This is a genomic window from Streptacidiphilus alkalitolerans (assembly GCF_042511045.1).
GTDB classification, from domain to species: Bacteria; Actinomycetota; Actinomycetes; order Streptomycetales; family Streptomycetaceae; genus Streptacidiphilus; species Streptacidiphilus alkalitolerans.
On record NZ_JBHEZX010000005.1, the window covers coordinates 204,861 to 219,275 of the forward strand.

Sequence of the window (14,415 nt, forward strand, 5' to 3'; positions counted from 1 at the left end):
CGCACTTCCGGCTCACGGCCATGGACCACACATTGACCGGACGAGTCCGGCCGGAGGGAATGCACGTGAACCGAACCGCGCGCCGTCGAGGATGGCTCGCGCTGCTGCTGACCGGAGCGCTCTTCGCTGTGCTTCCGGCAGCAGTTGCCACCGCGGAGACGCCGATCGATCCGACGATTCCGGCTCCAGCCCTGCCAGGGCCCAACCCGCGCACCACTCCCGCAGGGGCCGACGGCTGCGGCAACGACAGCATCGGGTGGCTCCAGTCGGGCTCGTTCACCCTCGCCGTCCCGTGGTCGCCCTTGAACGGGGTCAACTTCCAGGGAGCAGTGCACGTATGGGACGTGGACGGCTCACAGCAGGCCGACGCCTTGGCACCGTGGTCGGGAAACGGCATGACCGTCAACCTGAACGCCGACATCGACCTGCAGGACGGCCACACCTACGGATGGAACGCGTCCACCTACAACGGGACGGCGTACTCGAACCCGACCGCGACCTGCTATTTCAAGGTGGACCGCAGTTCCCCCGGCACGCCGACCATCAGTAACCCGGACTTCCCGCAGGTCGGCGACCCGGGAACACCGCAGAAGGCCGCAGGGCAGCCGACCACATTCAGCCTCAGCTCCAGCGGCGACACCCTGCCCAGCGGTTGCACCGCAGCAGGCACGCCCGACTGCCAGGTCAGCGGCCTGGACCACTTCCTGTACTCGCTGGACCAGCCACTCAGCCTTGGATCCGCTCAGGTCTCCCCCAGTAGTGACGGCACAGCCGAGGTGACAATGACCCCGAGCTGGGGCGTCCACACCCTCTACGTTGCTTCCGTCGACGCGGTGGGGAACCAGTACAACGAGAGCAACTACACGTTCATGGTTCCCTGGCAGCTCCCGCCCCCTGCTGAGACCGTCATCAGTCTCACCGCACCCGCAAAGAGCGGAAGGGCCGCCCCGCTCACGCTCTCCGGTCAGCTCTCGGTCGGTTCCTTCGGTCCCGGCGAGGTCGTTCATGTGACCAGGACCGATGCGGGTCACCCGACCGGCGTGGTGCTGCCCGACGCCGCGCTTTCGGCGGACGGAGCCTTCCAGCTCACCGACACGCCCCAGACCGGCGGCGCGAACACGTACCGCGTGAGCTACCCGGGCGATGCCACCCACCTGGCCTCCTCCGCCTCCGCGACGGTCCAGGTCTCGCGTGTCAGCACCGCTCTGACTGTCAGTACCAATGCTTCGGCGTACGCCTACAGCGCCACCGCCAAGGTGACCGCGCACCTCGGCACTAGCTACAACAGTCGCGTGGTCTCGATCTACGCCCAGCCCTACGGCGGCATGAAGACCCTGGTCAAGACCGGGACAGTGGACAGCCATGGCAACCTGGCGGTTAGCTACAAGGTCTCCCGCAGGACGACCTTCACCGCGACCTTCGCCGGTGACGACCGCTACTCGCCCGCCACGGCAACGCGTGTCGCCTGGGCCTACGCGAAAGTGTCCGACATGCTGAGCTCCTACTACACCAGCACCCACTACGGCACTACCAGCTACCGGGTCTACCACCGCACCGCCAAGGCAGTGCTCAAAGCGGCTGTGACACCCGACAAGGCCCGCCAGTGCATCCGCTTCCAGGTCCAGCGGTACTACGGCCACACCTGGCACACGGTCAGCACCTCCGGCTGCTACAGCCTCAGCACCGCCAGTACCGGCTACGGAAAGCTGACCCTCACCCACTCAGTCGACGAAAAGTTCCGCATGCGTGCCGAGTACGTGCACAGCAGCAAGGACACCACCAACCTCAGCACCTGGGGAGCGTGGCAGTACTTCACCGTCCGCCGGTGAGCACGCAGCCTGCGACCACCGCATAGGAGCACAAAGGGCCCGTCCGTCCCCGGACGGGTCTTTTGTGCTCCGCTGAATTCGGTGGCCGGTTCCGGGACTTGCACGAACTCTTGACACCCCTTCCTTCGCGCGGGCAGGCTCGCCCCAGCTCGGAGAGCGCTCTCTCATTTCCAGGGGACGGAGACGGTGCTGCTGCGGGAGCGGGCCGACCTGCTGATCCTCGACGAGCCCTCGTCCGGCCTGGACGCCCGCGCCGAGCACCAGGTGCACCGGATGCTGGCGACCAGCCGCACCGGGCAGACCCGGCTGCTGGTCTCGCACCGGCTGAACACCGTCAGGGAGGCCGACCTGGCGCAGCCGGGCCACCGAACTCGGGGTGCTGGCCTGCCTGGGCTGGCCCCGGCGGGCGCTGTTCGCGCTGATGCTCGGCGAGGCGGCCGGGACCGGGCTGGTCGCAGGGGTCGCGGGCACCGCGCTGGCCCTGGGCGCCGGGCCGCTGCTGGGCGTGGGGCTGCGCGCCGGGCCGGTCGAACTGGCCGCCCCGGTCGCGCTGCTGCTCAGCCTCGCCGCCGGGCTGCTGCCGGCCTGGCAGGCGACCAGAGCCGACCCCGGTGTCGCGGTCCGCCCGGCGGTGGCCCGGGTCCGGCGCGCCGGAAACCCGCACCGGGTCAGCGGACTGGCCCTCGGCAACCTGCTGCGCCGCCCGGGACGCACCCTGCTGGGCACGCTCAGCCTGGCCCTGGGCGTGGCCGCGCTGACCCTGCTGGCGGTGGTGGACCTGGCCTTCCGCGGCACGGTCGCCGGCACCCTGCTGGGCGACGCGGTCACCGTCCAGGTGCAGGGAAGCGACTACATCGCGGCGGCCATCACCGCGCTGCTGGGCGCGGCCACCGTCGCCGACGTCCTCTACATCGCCATCGACGAACGCTCGGCGGAATACGCCCTGCTCAGCGCGACCGGCTGGACGGACCGGCTGCTCGCCACGCTCGTCGGCTACGAGGCGCTGGGCCTCGGCCTGGTGGGCGCCGTGACCGGGGCGGCAGCCGCCGTCGGCATCGCGGCCGCGATCGACGCGCCCTGGCGCACCGCTCTGCTGCTGAGCGCCTCGGTCGGAGCCGGCGGCACCCTGCTGGCGCTGCTCGCCGCGGTACTGCCGCTGCGCGCCCTGCGCAGGCTGCCGACAGCCCGGCTCCTGGCCGAGGAGTGAGGCTGCCGCACGTGCGAGGGGCCGCCGGTCAGGTTCGACCGGCGGCCCCTCATTGTGCGTGGTGCTGGTTGTGCCTCAGTGGTGCTGGCGGTGCCTCAGGGGTGCTGACGGTGCCTCAGTGGTGCCGGCAGTGCCTCAGGGGGCGTAGTAGCCCAGCACGTCGGCGGCCACATTGGTGGTGCCGAACCGGTTGTAGAAGTCGACCTGCCCAGCCGTGACGCTGACGACCACCATGTTGGAGATCGTCTGCTTGGCGGAGAAGTCGATCCCGGTGGTGGCCGCGGGGATCGGGCCGTGCGGGAAGATGCTCACGTACCCGGTCGCGGTGGGACCGACGACGGTGACGTTGAGCACCACGGCGGTGGCGTTGCCGGGAACCCCGCCGATGCCGGTGACCGGCACCGCCATGGTCTTTCCGGCACCGAGGGCCTTGAAGCCGCCGGTTCCGCCACGGGTGTCGACCAGGTGCGTCGGCGCGAGAGCGTTGAAGCTGGCGCCGGTGGCGGCACTGTAGTAGCCGGTGACGTCGGCCGTGGCATCGACGATGCCGGCGTGGTTGCTGATCGTGATGTTGCCGTCGCTGTCCACCGGGACGATCACCGTGTTGGCGAGGATCTGCTTCGCGGAGAAGCTGACGCTGGTCGCGGCGGCCTGGCCGGCGTTGCTGGGGTAGATCCCGAGGTAACTGCCGATGGTGCCGTTGATCGCGGTGACGTTCAGGGCGAGCGCGGTGACACCGGCCGGGATGCCGGGGGTGTCGGTCGCCTTGATGGTCACCGTGGAGCCGGCGCCGAGCTTGGCGGCCGTGCCGCCGGGCTCACCGACACCGGAGCGGGTGTCCAGCATGTGCGCCGCCGGAATCGGGGTGAAGCCGGAGCCGCCGGTGCCCGTGCTGCTGTAGTAGCCGGTGATGACGGCGGCGACGTCCACGGTGCCGAAGCGGTTGTAGAAGTCGACCTTGCCGTTCTTGACCGGGACGACCACCGCGTTGGGAACGATCTGGCCCTTGACGAAGGTCAGCGTCGCGGCCCCGTGGCCGATGCCGTTGCCGGAGACGCTCACATAGCTGCTGGTGCTGGGGTTGATCGCGGTGACGCTGAGGGCGACCGCGGTCACGCCGGTGCTGGGCACGTTGTCGCCGGCGGCGTTGCCGGTGACCGTGGCGGTGTAGGTGGTGTTGGCGGGAATCGGCGTGGTGTAGCTGCCGACGTGGTAGGCGGCCCGGGTGTCGAAGACGCGGACGGGCGTGATCGGGAAGAAGCTGCCGCCCGCGCTGCTGGCCTTGGTGCCGCACAGCTGACCCACCAGCCCGGCGTACTTGGGCGTGCCCAGGCCGGTGGCCATGTCGTAGCCGGACGTGGAGGCGTACTTGCCGCCCCTGTAACCGGAGGGGGTCCAGTCGTTGTTGCCGGTGGTGATGTCGGTGAAGGAGGTGCCGTAGCTGGAGCGGGCCGCGTTGTAGACGATCGGGTTGAGCTGGCCGACCCGGCCGTTGGCCTTGCAGTCGGCGGTGGTGGCGGCCAGGGCGATCATGGCGGCCCAGGTGGGTGCCGCGGCGCTGGTGCCGCCGATGGTGCCCCAGTAGCCGTCGCCGATGGTGACCACGTAGCCGACGCTGGGGTCGGCCAGGGCGGAGACGTCGGGCACCTGCCGGCAGACCTGGCCGGAGGCTGCGGCGCAGGTGTTGCTGTAGCCGGAGCCGGTGAAGCCGGTCTGGTAGAGGAGAGGACCGTTGCCGCTGTTCCACACGTTCGAGACGCCGCCGCCGCCGGCTCCGCCCAGGCTGGAACCGTAGTTCCAGGTCGCCTGCTTGAGCGTGGAGCCGCTGCCGTTCATCCAGGTGCCGCCGACCCCGGTGACGTACGGCTGGCTGGCCGGGTCGTCCACGGACAGGTTGGCGCCGTTGCTGCTGCCGTCACCGGAGCAGTCGGTGGAACCGGCGTCGCCGGAGGCGGAGACCACGGTCTGCCCCTGAGCGGCGGCCTGGGCGAAGATGGTGTTCTCCGCCGCGAGCTGGGCCGGGTCGGCGTCCAGGTCGCAGACGCCCCAGCTGATGGAGAGGACCTGGGCCTTGTTGTCGTCAACCATCTTCTGGTAGATGTCGAGGACGTTCTGCTCGGTGGCCAGGTCAGCGTCGGGGCCCTCGTAGTCGATGACCGAGGCGCCCGGGGCGAGGGCCATGACGTCCTCGATGTCCAGGGCGGCCTCATTGCCCACGGTGGCGTCCGGGCCCGGGACGGCCGTCACGGTGTGGCCACCGTCGACGGTGACGGTGCTCCAGGCGGAGCTGATGCCGAGGCAGGACTTCCAGTCGCTGATGGCCGACTCGAAGACGTCCTCGAGCTCGAACACTGCGACCGTCGATCCGGCGCCCGCCGTGGTGGTGTGGGGCAGGCCGTAAGCTGCGGCGAGGGCGGGAGGGCTGTAGTAGTCCCGGGTGTCGACCAACCCACGATCTTTGAGCATGCTGGTCGCGGCGGAACAGCTGGGGGTGGGTCCGGAGGCGTGGGCGCTGAGCGCCCGGGAGCCGACCCCGGTGCCGGCGGCCTTCCCCGCCAGGACCGGCTTGGTGTGGTGGCTCTTCATCACGCTGAGGTTGTTGAGCCCGGTGATGCCGGACACCTCGGCGGCCGCTCCGCTGGGCAGCGCGGGGGCGGAGGTGTTCAGATAGCTCTCGGTGCCGTCGGTCAGCTTCACCGTCGCGAAGCCGGTGCCCAGCGCGTGCGAGGCCGTGGCGACGCTGGCGGTGACCGGGATGGACAGGCCGTCCTTGCTGAGCGCGCCCGGCTTGAGCCCGGCCGCGCGCAGGGCCTTGGTGACACTGTCGACGGTGCTCTTGGTGGGGCCGAACGTCGAGGCGAACTGACCCGTTGCGAGGTACCGGTGGTAGTTCGCCGACTTCGGGTCCGAGACCTGGGCGACGAAGGCGCTCAGGGCCGCGGGGTCGCGCGGCTTCAGGTTCACGGCCAGGTGCAGCGTGGTGTCGGCTGCGGCGGAGCCGGTGCGGACCGCTCCGGCAGGTATTCGGGGTGCGCTGCCCACTCGCTTGGGCGTCAGTTTGGCCGCGTTGTCACCCGCAGTGGAGACCGCTTGGGCGGTGCCGGCGACGCCGGCGACAAGGCTGAAGGCAGCGATGGCCGACAGCGCCGCGCCAGCGGCCGTCCGAGTGGAACCGGACCAGAGGGAGGGCATATGCAGGAGTCTCCTCGAAGCAAGGGATGTTGCACGGGCTCAATGGCATGAGCCTGGCCAAGAAAGCACACGGGGCAGGCGTCAACCTCTGCGGCGGTGCGCCGCATATTACTGATGCGCTTATCTGATGAGCCGCCTATTACTACCAGAACCTGTGAAGCCTCCTTCCGCCGGGGTGGCTTCCGCTCGTCGGCAACAACTCGACGCACCCTTTGGGATAAAGCGCTCTTGAGACGAAAGAAGGTGCCTTCGGCAGAAAACGGACTCCCTCCAGAGGAACTTTCCGGTGCCATAGACCTCTGGCGTTACGAGCCCGGTGGAGGGGTCAGTCGCGGTCGGCGCGGTGGCGCGGCGGCCCGGTGGCGCAGCGGGGGGGGCGGTGGCCCGGTGGCCCGGTAGCGCGGTCAGAGGCGGGTGATGTGCGGGCGCGGGCGCGGGCGAGGTGACGCCGAGCAGCAGGACGTGTGCCCCGCTGAGCATGGTCCCGCTGCCGTCCAGGAGGTGCTGCGCACGCTCGACGACATAGCGCGGCGTCCGGGCGCTGATCTCCTGGGCCGGTTCGGACACCCGCGGCAGGCACTCGCTTCGTGCCAAGGACCCCATGGGCGGCACCTGGTGCGTCGCCGACGTCCGGCCCGACGCGACGCATCTGACCGGGGACGGTCCGATGGTCCGGGTGGGGGTCCACTGTGTGCCATTGCCCTGGCACCGCTGGCGGAGGTGGCGCGGAGCGAGAGCCGCCCCCGCGAGGCCACCCGGCACCGGTAGGTGATGCCCCGTCAGCTGATTGCTTGTTGTGCCCTGGAACCACTGCCGCTGACCTCGTGCGACGTCTAGCATCCGACTATGCGAAACCCCCGGGCCCTGGTGGCCGTCACAGCCGTCACGGCCGCACTCGCGCTCCCGCTCTCCGCCTGCTCCAGTGGCGGCGGCAGCGGAAGCGGCAGCAAGGAAACCGCCAACCTTCCGGCAGCCTCGCAGTTGCTGGGCGACGGTGCGACGGCGATGACCGCGGTGCAGTCGGTGCGGTTCTCGATCGACGCGAGCGGCCAGATCTCGGGCCTCGCCCTGCGCAGTGCCACCGGCCAGCTGACCCGGGCCGGGAACGCGCAGGGCAAGGCGTCCGTGTCGGAGAGCGGCGCGCTGGTGGAGATCAACTTCGTCATCGTGGGCTCCACGGCCTACATCAAGGGCGCGACCGGCGGCTACAGCAAGGTCCCGCTCCAGGTCGCCACCGCGGTCTACGACCCCGAGGCGATCCTGGACCCGGACAAGGGCGTCGTGAAGCTGCTGCAGACGGCGACGGGCGGCCGGACGGTGGACCGGGAGACTCTCGACGGGCAGGCCGTCTACCACGTGAAGGCGCTGCTGGCGCAGCCGGTGCTGGCCACGCTCGTACCCGGGGACTCCCAGAGCGAGCAGGGCGACCTGTGGCTGACGGTGGCCTCGTCGCAGCTCGTCCGGGTCTCGTTCCCGGTACGGACGGCATCGGGCGGCAGCGGCTCGGTGACGGCCTCGTTCTCCGACTTCGACGCGCCGGCCACGATCACCGCTCCGCCGTCGTGACCGCCGTCGACACCGGGACGGCGGTCGCGCGGCGGCACGCCGTCCTCGGTGTCACCGGCGTGGTCACGCTGCTCGGGTCGCTGGACGCGTACGTCATCGTCACCCTGCTGAACTCGATCACCAATGACCTGGACATCCCGCTCAACCATCTGGAGCGGGCCACTCCGATCGTCACCGCGTACCTGCTCGGCTATGTCGCCGCCATGCCGCTGCTGGGGCAGACCGCGGACCGGTTCGGGCCGCGGCGGGTGCTCCAGTCCTGCCTCGTCGTCTTCGCGGCCGGCTCGGCGCTCACCGCGAACGCGCACAGCCTCCCCCTGCTGGTCGCGGGGCGGCTGGTGCAGGGCGCCGCGGCAGGTGCGCTGCTGCCCGTGGCGCTCGCGCTGGCCGGGCGCCTGTTCCAGGGCGGGGCAAGGCCCGTGGCACTCGGTTCCGTGGGCGCCGCACAGGAGTTGGGCAGCGTGCTGGGCCCGCTGTACGGAGCCGGCGTCGCGGCGCTGACGGGCTGGCGCGGGGTGTTCTGGGTGAACGTCCCGCTCGTGCTGGTCGCGGTGGTGGTGATGGAGTTCACGGTGCCCGCCGCCCCGATGTCGCCCCAACCGGGCGAGACGGGCGGGACGGGCGGGACGGGCGAGCCGACCGGGAGTCGGCGCACCGACCTGGTCGGCGGCGGTCTGCTGGCGGTGGCGCTGGCGCTGCTGGTGGCGGCCCTGGACAACCAGGATCCGCAGCAGTCGGTGCTGCCGAGCTGGGGCCTGCCCATGCTGCTCGGCAGCGCGGCGGCGCTGGCGGCCTTCGTGCTGTGGGAGCGCCGCAGCCGGACGCGCCTGATCGACATCGGCCGGATGCGGCGGCGCCCCTTCGCCGCGGCGATGGCGACCAGCTTCTGCGCCGGCGTGGCGCTGCTGGTCACGCTGGTGGACGGGGAGTTGGTGGCGCAGTCGCTGCTGGGCAAGAGCTCGGTGGGCGGCGCGCTGCTGCTGATGTGGTTCCTGGTGGCACTACCGGTGGGTGCCGTCATCGGCGGCCTGGCCGGGCGCCGGCTGGGGCACTCCGTCGTGGCCGCGGTCGGCATGGCGGTGGCAGCCGGGGGCTACTTCCTGATCGCGGCCTGGCCCCTGGCGGCTCTGACGTCCCACCTCGGACCGCTTCCGCTGGCACAGACCGACCTCGTGATCGCGGGCCTGGGTCTGGGCCTGGTGATCGCGCCGGTGGCGGGCGCGGTGCTGGACTCGACGGAGCCCGGGCAGCACACGGCGGCCTCGGCCGCAGCGGTGATCTCCCGGACCATCGGCATGCTGGTCGGCGTGGCGGCGCTGTCGGCATGGGGACTGCACCGCTTCCAGTCACTGACGGCCCACCTCAACATGCCCATCCCGGGCACAGCCAACTTCGGGAAGGCGTGGCCGGCCTACCGCCATGCGCTGGACGTGGCCCTGCACACCGAGTACAGCGACATCTTCCGGGTGACGGCCATCGTCTGCGCACTGGGCGCCGTCTGCGCACTGGGACTTGCCGCCCGAACGTCCAGCAACCCGCCACGCTGACCCGCCCGCCGACGGCCGCCTGCCGAGGGCGCCGTCACACAGTCCGACGCCGCCCGGCAGACCAGGGAGCAATGACCGTGCAGCTGTCAGCGTCCTCAGCACATCGACAGCACATCGATCACCTCGCTCGGTCCGCACTGAACACCGCCGGCCTGCGCTGAACGCTGCCTCACCGCGTCAGAAACCCCGTGCCATCACCCACTCACTGCACCTACGCTGCCGCCATGGATCGTGACCAGCGGGTGGCAGGCGCCGTGGTCGGCTCGGCGGTCGGTGACGCGCTGGGTGCGCCCTTCGAGTTCAGCAGGGAGCGCACCTTCTCCGCGCGCTTCCCACAGCCGGACCCCGACAACGAGATGTGCGGAGGCGGAAGCTGGGAACCCGGTGAGGCCACCGACGACCCCGACCAGGCCACCGAGTTCAACGGCGCCGTCTGGCCCTGCCTCGGCTCCGCCGTCTGGGCCCTGCGCACCACCACCTCCTTCGACGCCGCCCTCCGTACCGCCGTCGACCTCGGCGGCGACACCGACACCGTCGCCGCCGTCACCGGCGGTCTCGCCGGAGCCGTCTACGGCCTCGACGCGATACCCGCCCCCTGGACCCGCCCCCTCCACCTCCTGCTACCGGGAACCGGCGGCCGAGAGCTGGACCTCGCTGACCTGACGACACTCGCCGCGCGCCTGGACAAGCAGCCGACCGAGTAGGCCAGGCAGGCCCCGTCATGGAACCAACCCAGGCGACTGATCAGCACACGGTTCACGAACGGCAGGAACGACGGCCCGCCCAAGTGGAGTTGAGCCGCTGCCCGGAATCTCTGCTGCTCTCTCTTCCTACTAGGCAACCCGCAACCTCAACCAGGAATCCGGCAGCCTGGTGCCCGACAGAGCCCCACTCGACAGCCGCAGACATCTCGCGTCCACCTCGGGCAGACCTGATATCAGCACGCCAGCAAAAAGACGACGACGAGAGCAGAGCAACTGGTCTGCCTGTTCCGGTCCGCCTGGGACAGGCTGGCCTGGAATCGGTCATGACACCAGAACCCCCCCAAGCCTTTTGACGGGGGGGTTCTGAGTCGGACGGGGGCGAGAAATGAGCAAGAGAAAGCGCACACCAACCTGGACACGGGCGCCCACGGGGATCACGATCCTCGCAACGCCGGAAGGTTGGCGACACACCATCTGAGCGGGCGGGTTCCTCTGCGGACGCCTAGACCTGCCAGCAGAGGCCAGCGATGACGACGCCGAAGCAGCCGCCCGAACGGTGATCGTCAGTCTCGCCGCGAACTTCCATGACGTCCCCCTGGAGATCGACTAGACCGCCGGCGAGACTCCCCACTCCTGGAACGGTGAAGCACGCCCAGTAGAACTGGTGAGGCCAGACACAGGCTTCTCCACCGCGCGGGGCCCCTCCGAGCAATCGGGCCGCAACGGGCGTGGGCCTCGGAGTGCTCTAGCTAGCAAAGAACCCCCAGTCGCTTGGCCTGGGGGTTCTACATGGAGCGGGTGACGAGAATCGAACTCGCGCTCTGAGCTTGGGAATCACAGCAGGTGACGGCCTGATGAGCCGCATGACCTGCTCAAACGTCGCCATGTGATCTCCCCCAAAGGCTTGCCGATCCTCGTGCTTTACCGCGGTTGACCGTCCCTTCTGGTGCGCATCTGGTGCACGCGGCGGCGAAGAGGGAGTGAGGTCGAGCCCCTATTCCGACTCCCACAGGCTGGGGCGGCTATGCCGCTCACCCTCTGGTGCCTTCGGTGAGAGAAAGCGAGCCAGGCGGCTCCTGGACGGCAGGTTGAGGCGTCTGGCCCACTCCGGCGGCTGGGGTGTGACGACAACCTCCGATCGCGAAGATCGGAAGGATGATCGGCACCGCCGTGGTGGTCACGATACCGGCCACCCAGGGCTGGCCGAGTGCCACGAGCAACACAACTGCCGAGAGCGTGATGATCAGAGCCCAGAATTTCAGACCCTGCGCCCGCTTGGTGATCGCCGCCCAATCGCTGCGTTCTCGATCTTCGGAATCTCCGGAAGAAGAGCAAAGCGCCTGGTGCTCGGTGTGCATGTGGTTGTTCTCCATGCCCTCGTATACTGCCCAGATGGGACATTGGTCCGAGAGCCTCATTGATGAGGTTGCCAGGCAGGTCGGCGGCAACCCCGACCGCAGCCGAATCATGGAGATACTTGGCCAGGTCGGTCGGGAGATAGATACGCTGTCGGGCCGCAGCTTCCACGCGGCGCGTCGGACGACGTCGACGTTCGAGCCCAATGGCCTACCGTTCGTCGAAATCCCGGACCTGCAGGTCGGCTCGATGGAGCCGGTAGACGGCGCGTGGCCGATCCCCGATCCGGTCAACCCAGAGCTTGCAGCTGTCCTGCAGGTGGCATCGGTGGCCGTGCCCGCTGCGACGGCCGCACCCATCGCCGATGCACTCTGGATATCTGGCCAGTTGCTTGCGGAAGCGTCTCAAAAAGGGTGGCTTTCTAGAGACTCCGTCCTGCGCGGACTCGGTGCAGTGGACCCCGAGCAGCGCATGGGGATCATGCGGCGAGCGATGGATCCTACTGTTCGGTTCAGCATCCCGATCCTCGGCGTTGCCGTCAGAGGCTGGTGGATCCAGATCTCCCGCCGACTCATATGGGTGACAAGCGAGACCGAGACTGAAGGACGGCTCCTCGAACTGCTGCTGGACGAAGAGGTGACCGGCAGCAAACCGATCCCGCTCGTTGCCACCGAGCCCGTCTTGATCATGGCTCCAATGACGCGGCAGCCGGCAGATTGGGCATTCACTGCGCGCGTCTGGACCAACGGGGTTCAGCAGTCCAATAATCGACCCTGGGCCAAGCTCGCCAAGGCAATTCACGGCCACGGGATACCGACAGTCACTCTCGACCCCGAATCGACTCCGTACAAAATCGCCTGCCAACTAATTCTCAAAGGTTACTGGCATGGCTACATCGGTGGTAACGAACCAGCTTTGGCCAATGCCCTCGCCATTGCCTACCGACCGCAGGTCGAGCGGATCAAACGCGAAACTCGCGCTCCGAACCTAACGTCTGCAGCAGCAACACTACTCGAACAACTGGTCCGTCCCGGCTTCGACCCGGCACAAGGCGCAGAAGCAACCCGCCGCTACGTGCGCCGGAAAGCAAGCATCGCGATCAAAGAGCACAAGAAGCGCGAGTCACCAGACCGCTACCCCTGGACCCAAGTCGGGATCAGCGAACGTCGCTACTACAAGTTGCTCCCTCTGTTCGCACAGAAGGTTAATGGCCGCTACGAATTGGATCAGACCGAGGTGGTGGCGCGCATGAAAACCCACCTGGACCATCTGGACAATATGCGGGAGGTTCGCGCCCTCGCCCTTGGTCTGCTCCAATCGCGCGGCTTCGGGGAGGCGGCTGCACGCAAGTGGCTGCAACGACACCCTCCTCAAGACGCGGTGAACGCGTGGCCGCGTGCCCAACATTCGTCTTAGCGATGCAACCACGGGACGCCGGGGGCCTCGGGGTCTCCGCACCTAGCGTCTTGAGTGCTTCGTGCGGCTTTGACCTCACCCCCCTCTCCTCAAACTGAGAGTCGAAGTTGGGCGCTTGTTGCGCAGGAAGTGACGACCCGCCTCCCTGGCCTGCGGACCCGTCATTGACCACACCCCTGAGCTGCACCGCAATTGTCGGCTGCTGTCATCGCCGTACGCCCTTGACTGACGTCGCACGGCCCCGGGACGGCCCCGACGCCGCGCCTACTCGGGTTGCTGATGTTCCCGGAGTACGGTGCGACGCCGCCATCGTCGGCGGGACTGTCCAGCCGCTCTCCGTTGCGCTCTCAAGATCGCAGCTGACATCGGATCACTCACTTCATCACAGTCGAGCTATTGCAGCCGCTCCGCAGCATCGTACTCAGCTACTCGGAGGGTCGACCAGTAGGTGCGGGACGGTTTGGCTCGTTCGATCAGCCCCCTAAGCACCTGGCCGTGAAGTACTCGCACGCTCATGGCGCCGTCGGACTGCCCCACGTTGTCGACCACGTAGACGTAGTAAAGTTCCGGATTCTGCTCGAACTCGGCCAACTGCCGCTCCTCAAGGGGGACCGGCGCACCACGCGCCGACCTCCCAAAGGCTTTGACCTCGATCTTGCGAGGCGGACTGTGGACGTCATAGCCATACCCCTTCGTACTGACGTCCGTTGGCTTGCGGCCTTCCGCACGCTCCAAAGTAAGGACGTAGTTGATGGCTATGCGCTCGATTTCCTGATTGCCCATGTCCCTCTCCGCCCGGCTCCCGGAGCTTTCTACAGCAACTCCGCTCGACTCCACTGCCCCTAGTCGTGAGTCTCAAGGTTTCCTTGGACGGCAGCTCTTGCGCGGCCTGGAAATTCCTCCAGGAACAGGAGGGAATGGAGACCCTGAAGCTGCGCAATCTTTTACAGAAGGCCTTTACTATTCACGAAATGCTCTGCGCGATAATTACTTTCGGTCCAAAATTTTGTCTATGTCGGAAAATCCGCTTGATATAGACAGAACCCTCGAATACTCCCCGCGTGGATCCGGACGAGTCTTTACCTTTCCGCTTTGATGAGCCGTGTCGCCTCGCAATGTCGCCCAAGTTTCAACATCATTTAGCCAGATCATGTCAAGCTCGGATGACTCGACACCAACAGCAAGGAGAATCCTCAAAAGGTTCTTCTCTTTGATTCCATTATTCATATTTCGAATATAATTAGTGAGCTCATCCCGGGCGAACTTGGCTCGATCAATAAGCAAAGGGGCTTGCTTCTGCGGCGGCCGAAGCAACGACGTCGGGCCCAAGAATACCTTCTCGGAGTACGCTGAGATCGCCAAAAGGCTAGGTCTGATTCGACCCGTTGCCTCGTATGCCTTTATGGCCTCATTGGCGACATCATAAGCCCTATCCTCAATGAAGGCTTCGAATTCAGCATGAGCTAGCAATCGAAATCCAAGCGTTCGATCGTAAACTCGATCAGAATATAGGCCAGTAGGGCTGAATTTCGACGGCAGTAGGCCGTTCCGCAATTCGGTAATTCGACGCGAAAGTTCCCCATAGCGCGCAGACATTT

At 67.7% G+C, this 14,415-nt stretch carries 10 protein-coding genes and 1 pseudogene; 7 read left to right on the forward strand and 4 right to left on the reverse strand.

Annotated features, from left to right (window positions below; translation table 11 throughout):
* Positions 1-65: 65 nt before the first annotated feature.
* The 3 genes and pseudogenes from ACEZDG_RS13135 to ACEZDG_RS13145 all read left to right on the forward strand — a co-directional run bounded on the left by ACEZDG_RS13135 (position 66) and on the right by ACEZDG_RS13145 (position 3,036).
* Positions 66-1,829, forward strand: a complete 1,764-nt coding sequence (locus ACEZDG_RS13135; RefSeq protein ID WP_380507466.1) for a hypothetical protein — start codon at positions 66-68, stop codon at positions 1,827-1,829.
* A gap of 367 nt (positions 1,830-2,196) precedes the next feature.
* Positions 2,197-2,427 (forward strand): annotated as a pseudogene (locus ACEZDG_RS13140) (hypothetical protein); the annotation flags it as partial.
* A 33-nt stretch (positions 2,428-2,460) separates the two neighbouring features.
* Entirely contained in the window at positions 2,461-3,036 is a 576-nt protein-coding gene (locus ACEZDG_RS13145) for an FtsX-like permease family protein (protein ID WP_380508523.1), read from the forward strand.
* Positions 3,037-3,171: 135 nt separating this feature from the next.
* On the opposite strand, the gene ACEZDG_RS13150 is transcribed toward ACEZDG_RS13145, so the two are convergent.
* Positions 3,172-6,228, reverse strand: coding sequence for a protease pro-enzyme activation domain-containing protein (locus tag ACEZDG_RS13150; RefSeq protein WP_380507468.1), 3,057 nt, complete (start codon positions 6,226-6,228; stop codon positions 3,172-3,174).
* A gap of 846 nt (positions 6,229-7,074) precedes the next feature.
* Here ACEZDG_RS13150 and ACEZDG_RS13155 point away from each other — a divergent pair.
* From ACEZDG_RS13155 to ACEZDG_RS13165, 3 genes are all read left to right on the forward strand, one after another.
* Entirely contained in the window at positions 7,075-7,794 is a 720-nt protein-coding gene (locus ACEZDG_RS13155; RefSeq protein WP_380507471.1) for an LppX_LprAFG lipoprotein, read from the forward strand.
* Positions 7,791-9,341 carry an MFS transporter gene (locus ACEZDG_RS13160; RefSeq protein ID WP_380507474.1) on the forward strand — a complete coding sequence of 517 codons (1,551 nt, stop codon included), beginning with the start codon at positions 7,791-7,793 and terminating at the stop codon, positions 9,339-9,341. The genes ACEZDG_RS13155 and ACEZDG_RS13160 overlap by 4 nt, the downstream gene beginning before the upstream one ends.
* A 224-nt stretch (positions 9,342-9,565) precedes the next feature.
* Entirely contained in the window at positions 9,566-10,045 is a 480-nt protein-coding gene (locus ACEZDG_RS13165; protein ID WP_380507477.1) for an ADP-ribosylglycohydrolase family protein, read from the forward strand.
* Between the two features lie 1,031 nt (positions 10,046-11,076).
* Here ACEZDG_RS13165 and ACEZDG_RS13170 read toward each other — a convergent pair.
* Positions 11,077-11,418, reverse strand: coding sequence for a hypothetical protein (locus tag ACEZDG_RS13170; RefSeq protein ID WP_380507480.1), 342 nt, complete (start codon positions 11,416-11,418; stop codon positions 11,077-11,079).
* Between the two features lie 19 nt (positions 11,419-11,437).
* Here ACEZDG_RS13170 and ACEZDG_RS13175 point away from each other — a divergent pair, with 19 nt between their 5' ends.
* Positions 11,438-12,817: a hypothetical protein gene (locus ACEZDG_RS13175; RefSeq protein WP_380507483.1), complete on the forward strand. Its 1,380-nt coding sequence runs from the start codon at positions 11,438-11,440 to the stop codon at positions 12,815-12,817.
* 393 nt (positions 12,818-13,210) lie between these two features.
* On the opposite strand, the gene ACEZDG_RS13180 is transcribed toward ACEZDG_RS13175, so the two are convergent.
* Both ACEZDG_RS13180 and ACEZDG_RS13185 read right to left on the reverse strand, forming a co-directional pair.
* Positions 13,211-13,600, reverse strand: coding sequence for a protein NO VEIN domain-containing protein (locus tag ACEZDG_RS13180; protein ID WP_380507486.1), 390 nt, complete (start codon positions 13,598-13,600; stop codon positions 13,211-13,213).
* Positions 13,601-13,804: 204 nt separating this feature from the next.
* Positions 13,805-14,413 carry a HEPN domain-containing protein gene (locus ACEZDG_RS13185; RefSeq protein WP_380507489.1) on the reverse strand — a complete coding sequence of 203 codons (609 nt, stop codon included), beginning with the start codon at positions 14,411-14,413 and terminating at the stop codon, positions 13,805-13,807.
* Positions 14,414-14,415 lie beyond the last annotated feature (2 nt).

Coding starts and splice junctions, on each gene's coding strand:
- ACEZDG_RS13150 (WP_380507468.1), bottom strand. CDS start 6,228: ATGCCCTCCCTCTGGTCCGGTTCCACTCGGACGGCCGCTGGCGCGGCG.
- ACEZDG_RS13155 (WP_380507471.1), top strand. CDS start 7,075: ATGCGAAACCCCCGGGCCCTGGTGGCCGTCACAGCCGTCACGGCCGCA.
- ACEZDG_RS13165 (WP_380507477.1), top strand. CDS start 9,566: ATGGATCGTGACCAGCGGGTGGCAGGCGCCGTGGTCGGCTCGGCGGTC.
- ACEZDG_RS13170 (WP_380507480.1), bottom strand. CDS start 11,418: ATGGAGAACAACCACATGCACACCGAGCACCAGGCGCTTTGCTCTTCT.
- ACEZDG_RS13175 (WP_380507483.1), top strand. CDS start 11,438: ATGGGACATTGGTCCGAGAGCCTCATTGATGAGGTTGCCAGGCAGGTC.
- ACEZDG_RS13180 (WP_380507486.1), bottom strand. CDS start 13,600: ATGGGCAATCAGGAAATCGAGCGCATAGCCATCAACTACGTCCTTACT.
- ACEZDG_RS13185 (WP_380507489.1), bottom strand. CDS start 14,413: ATGTCTGCGCGCTATGGGGAACTTTCGCGTCGAATTACCGAATTGCGG.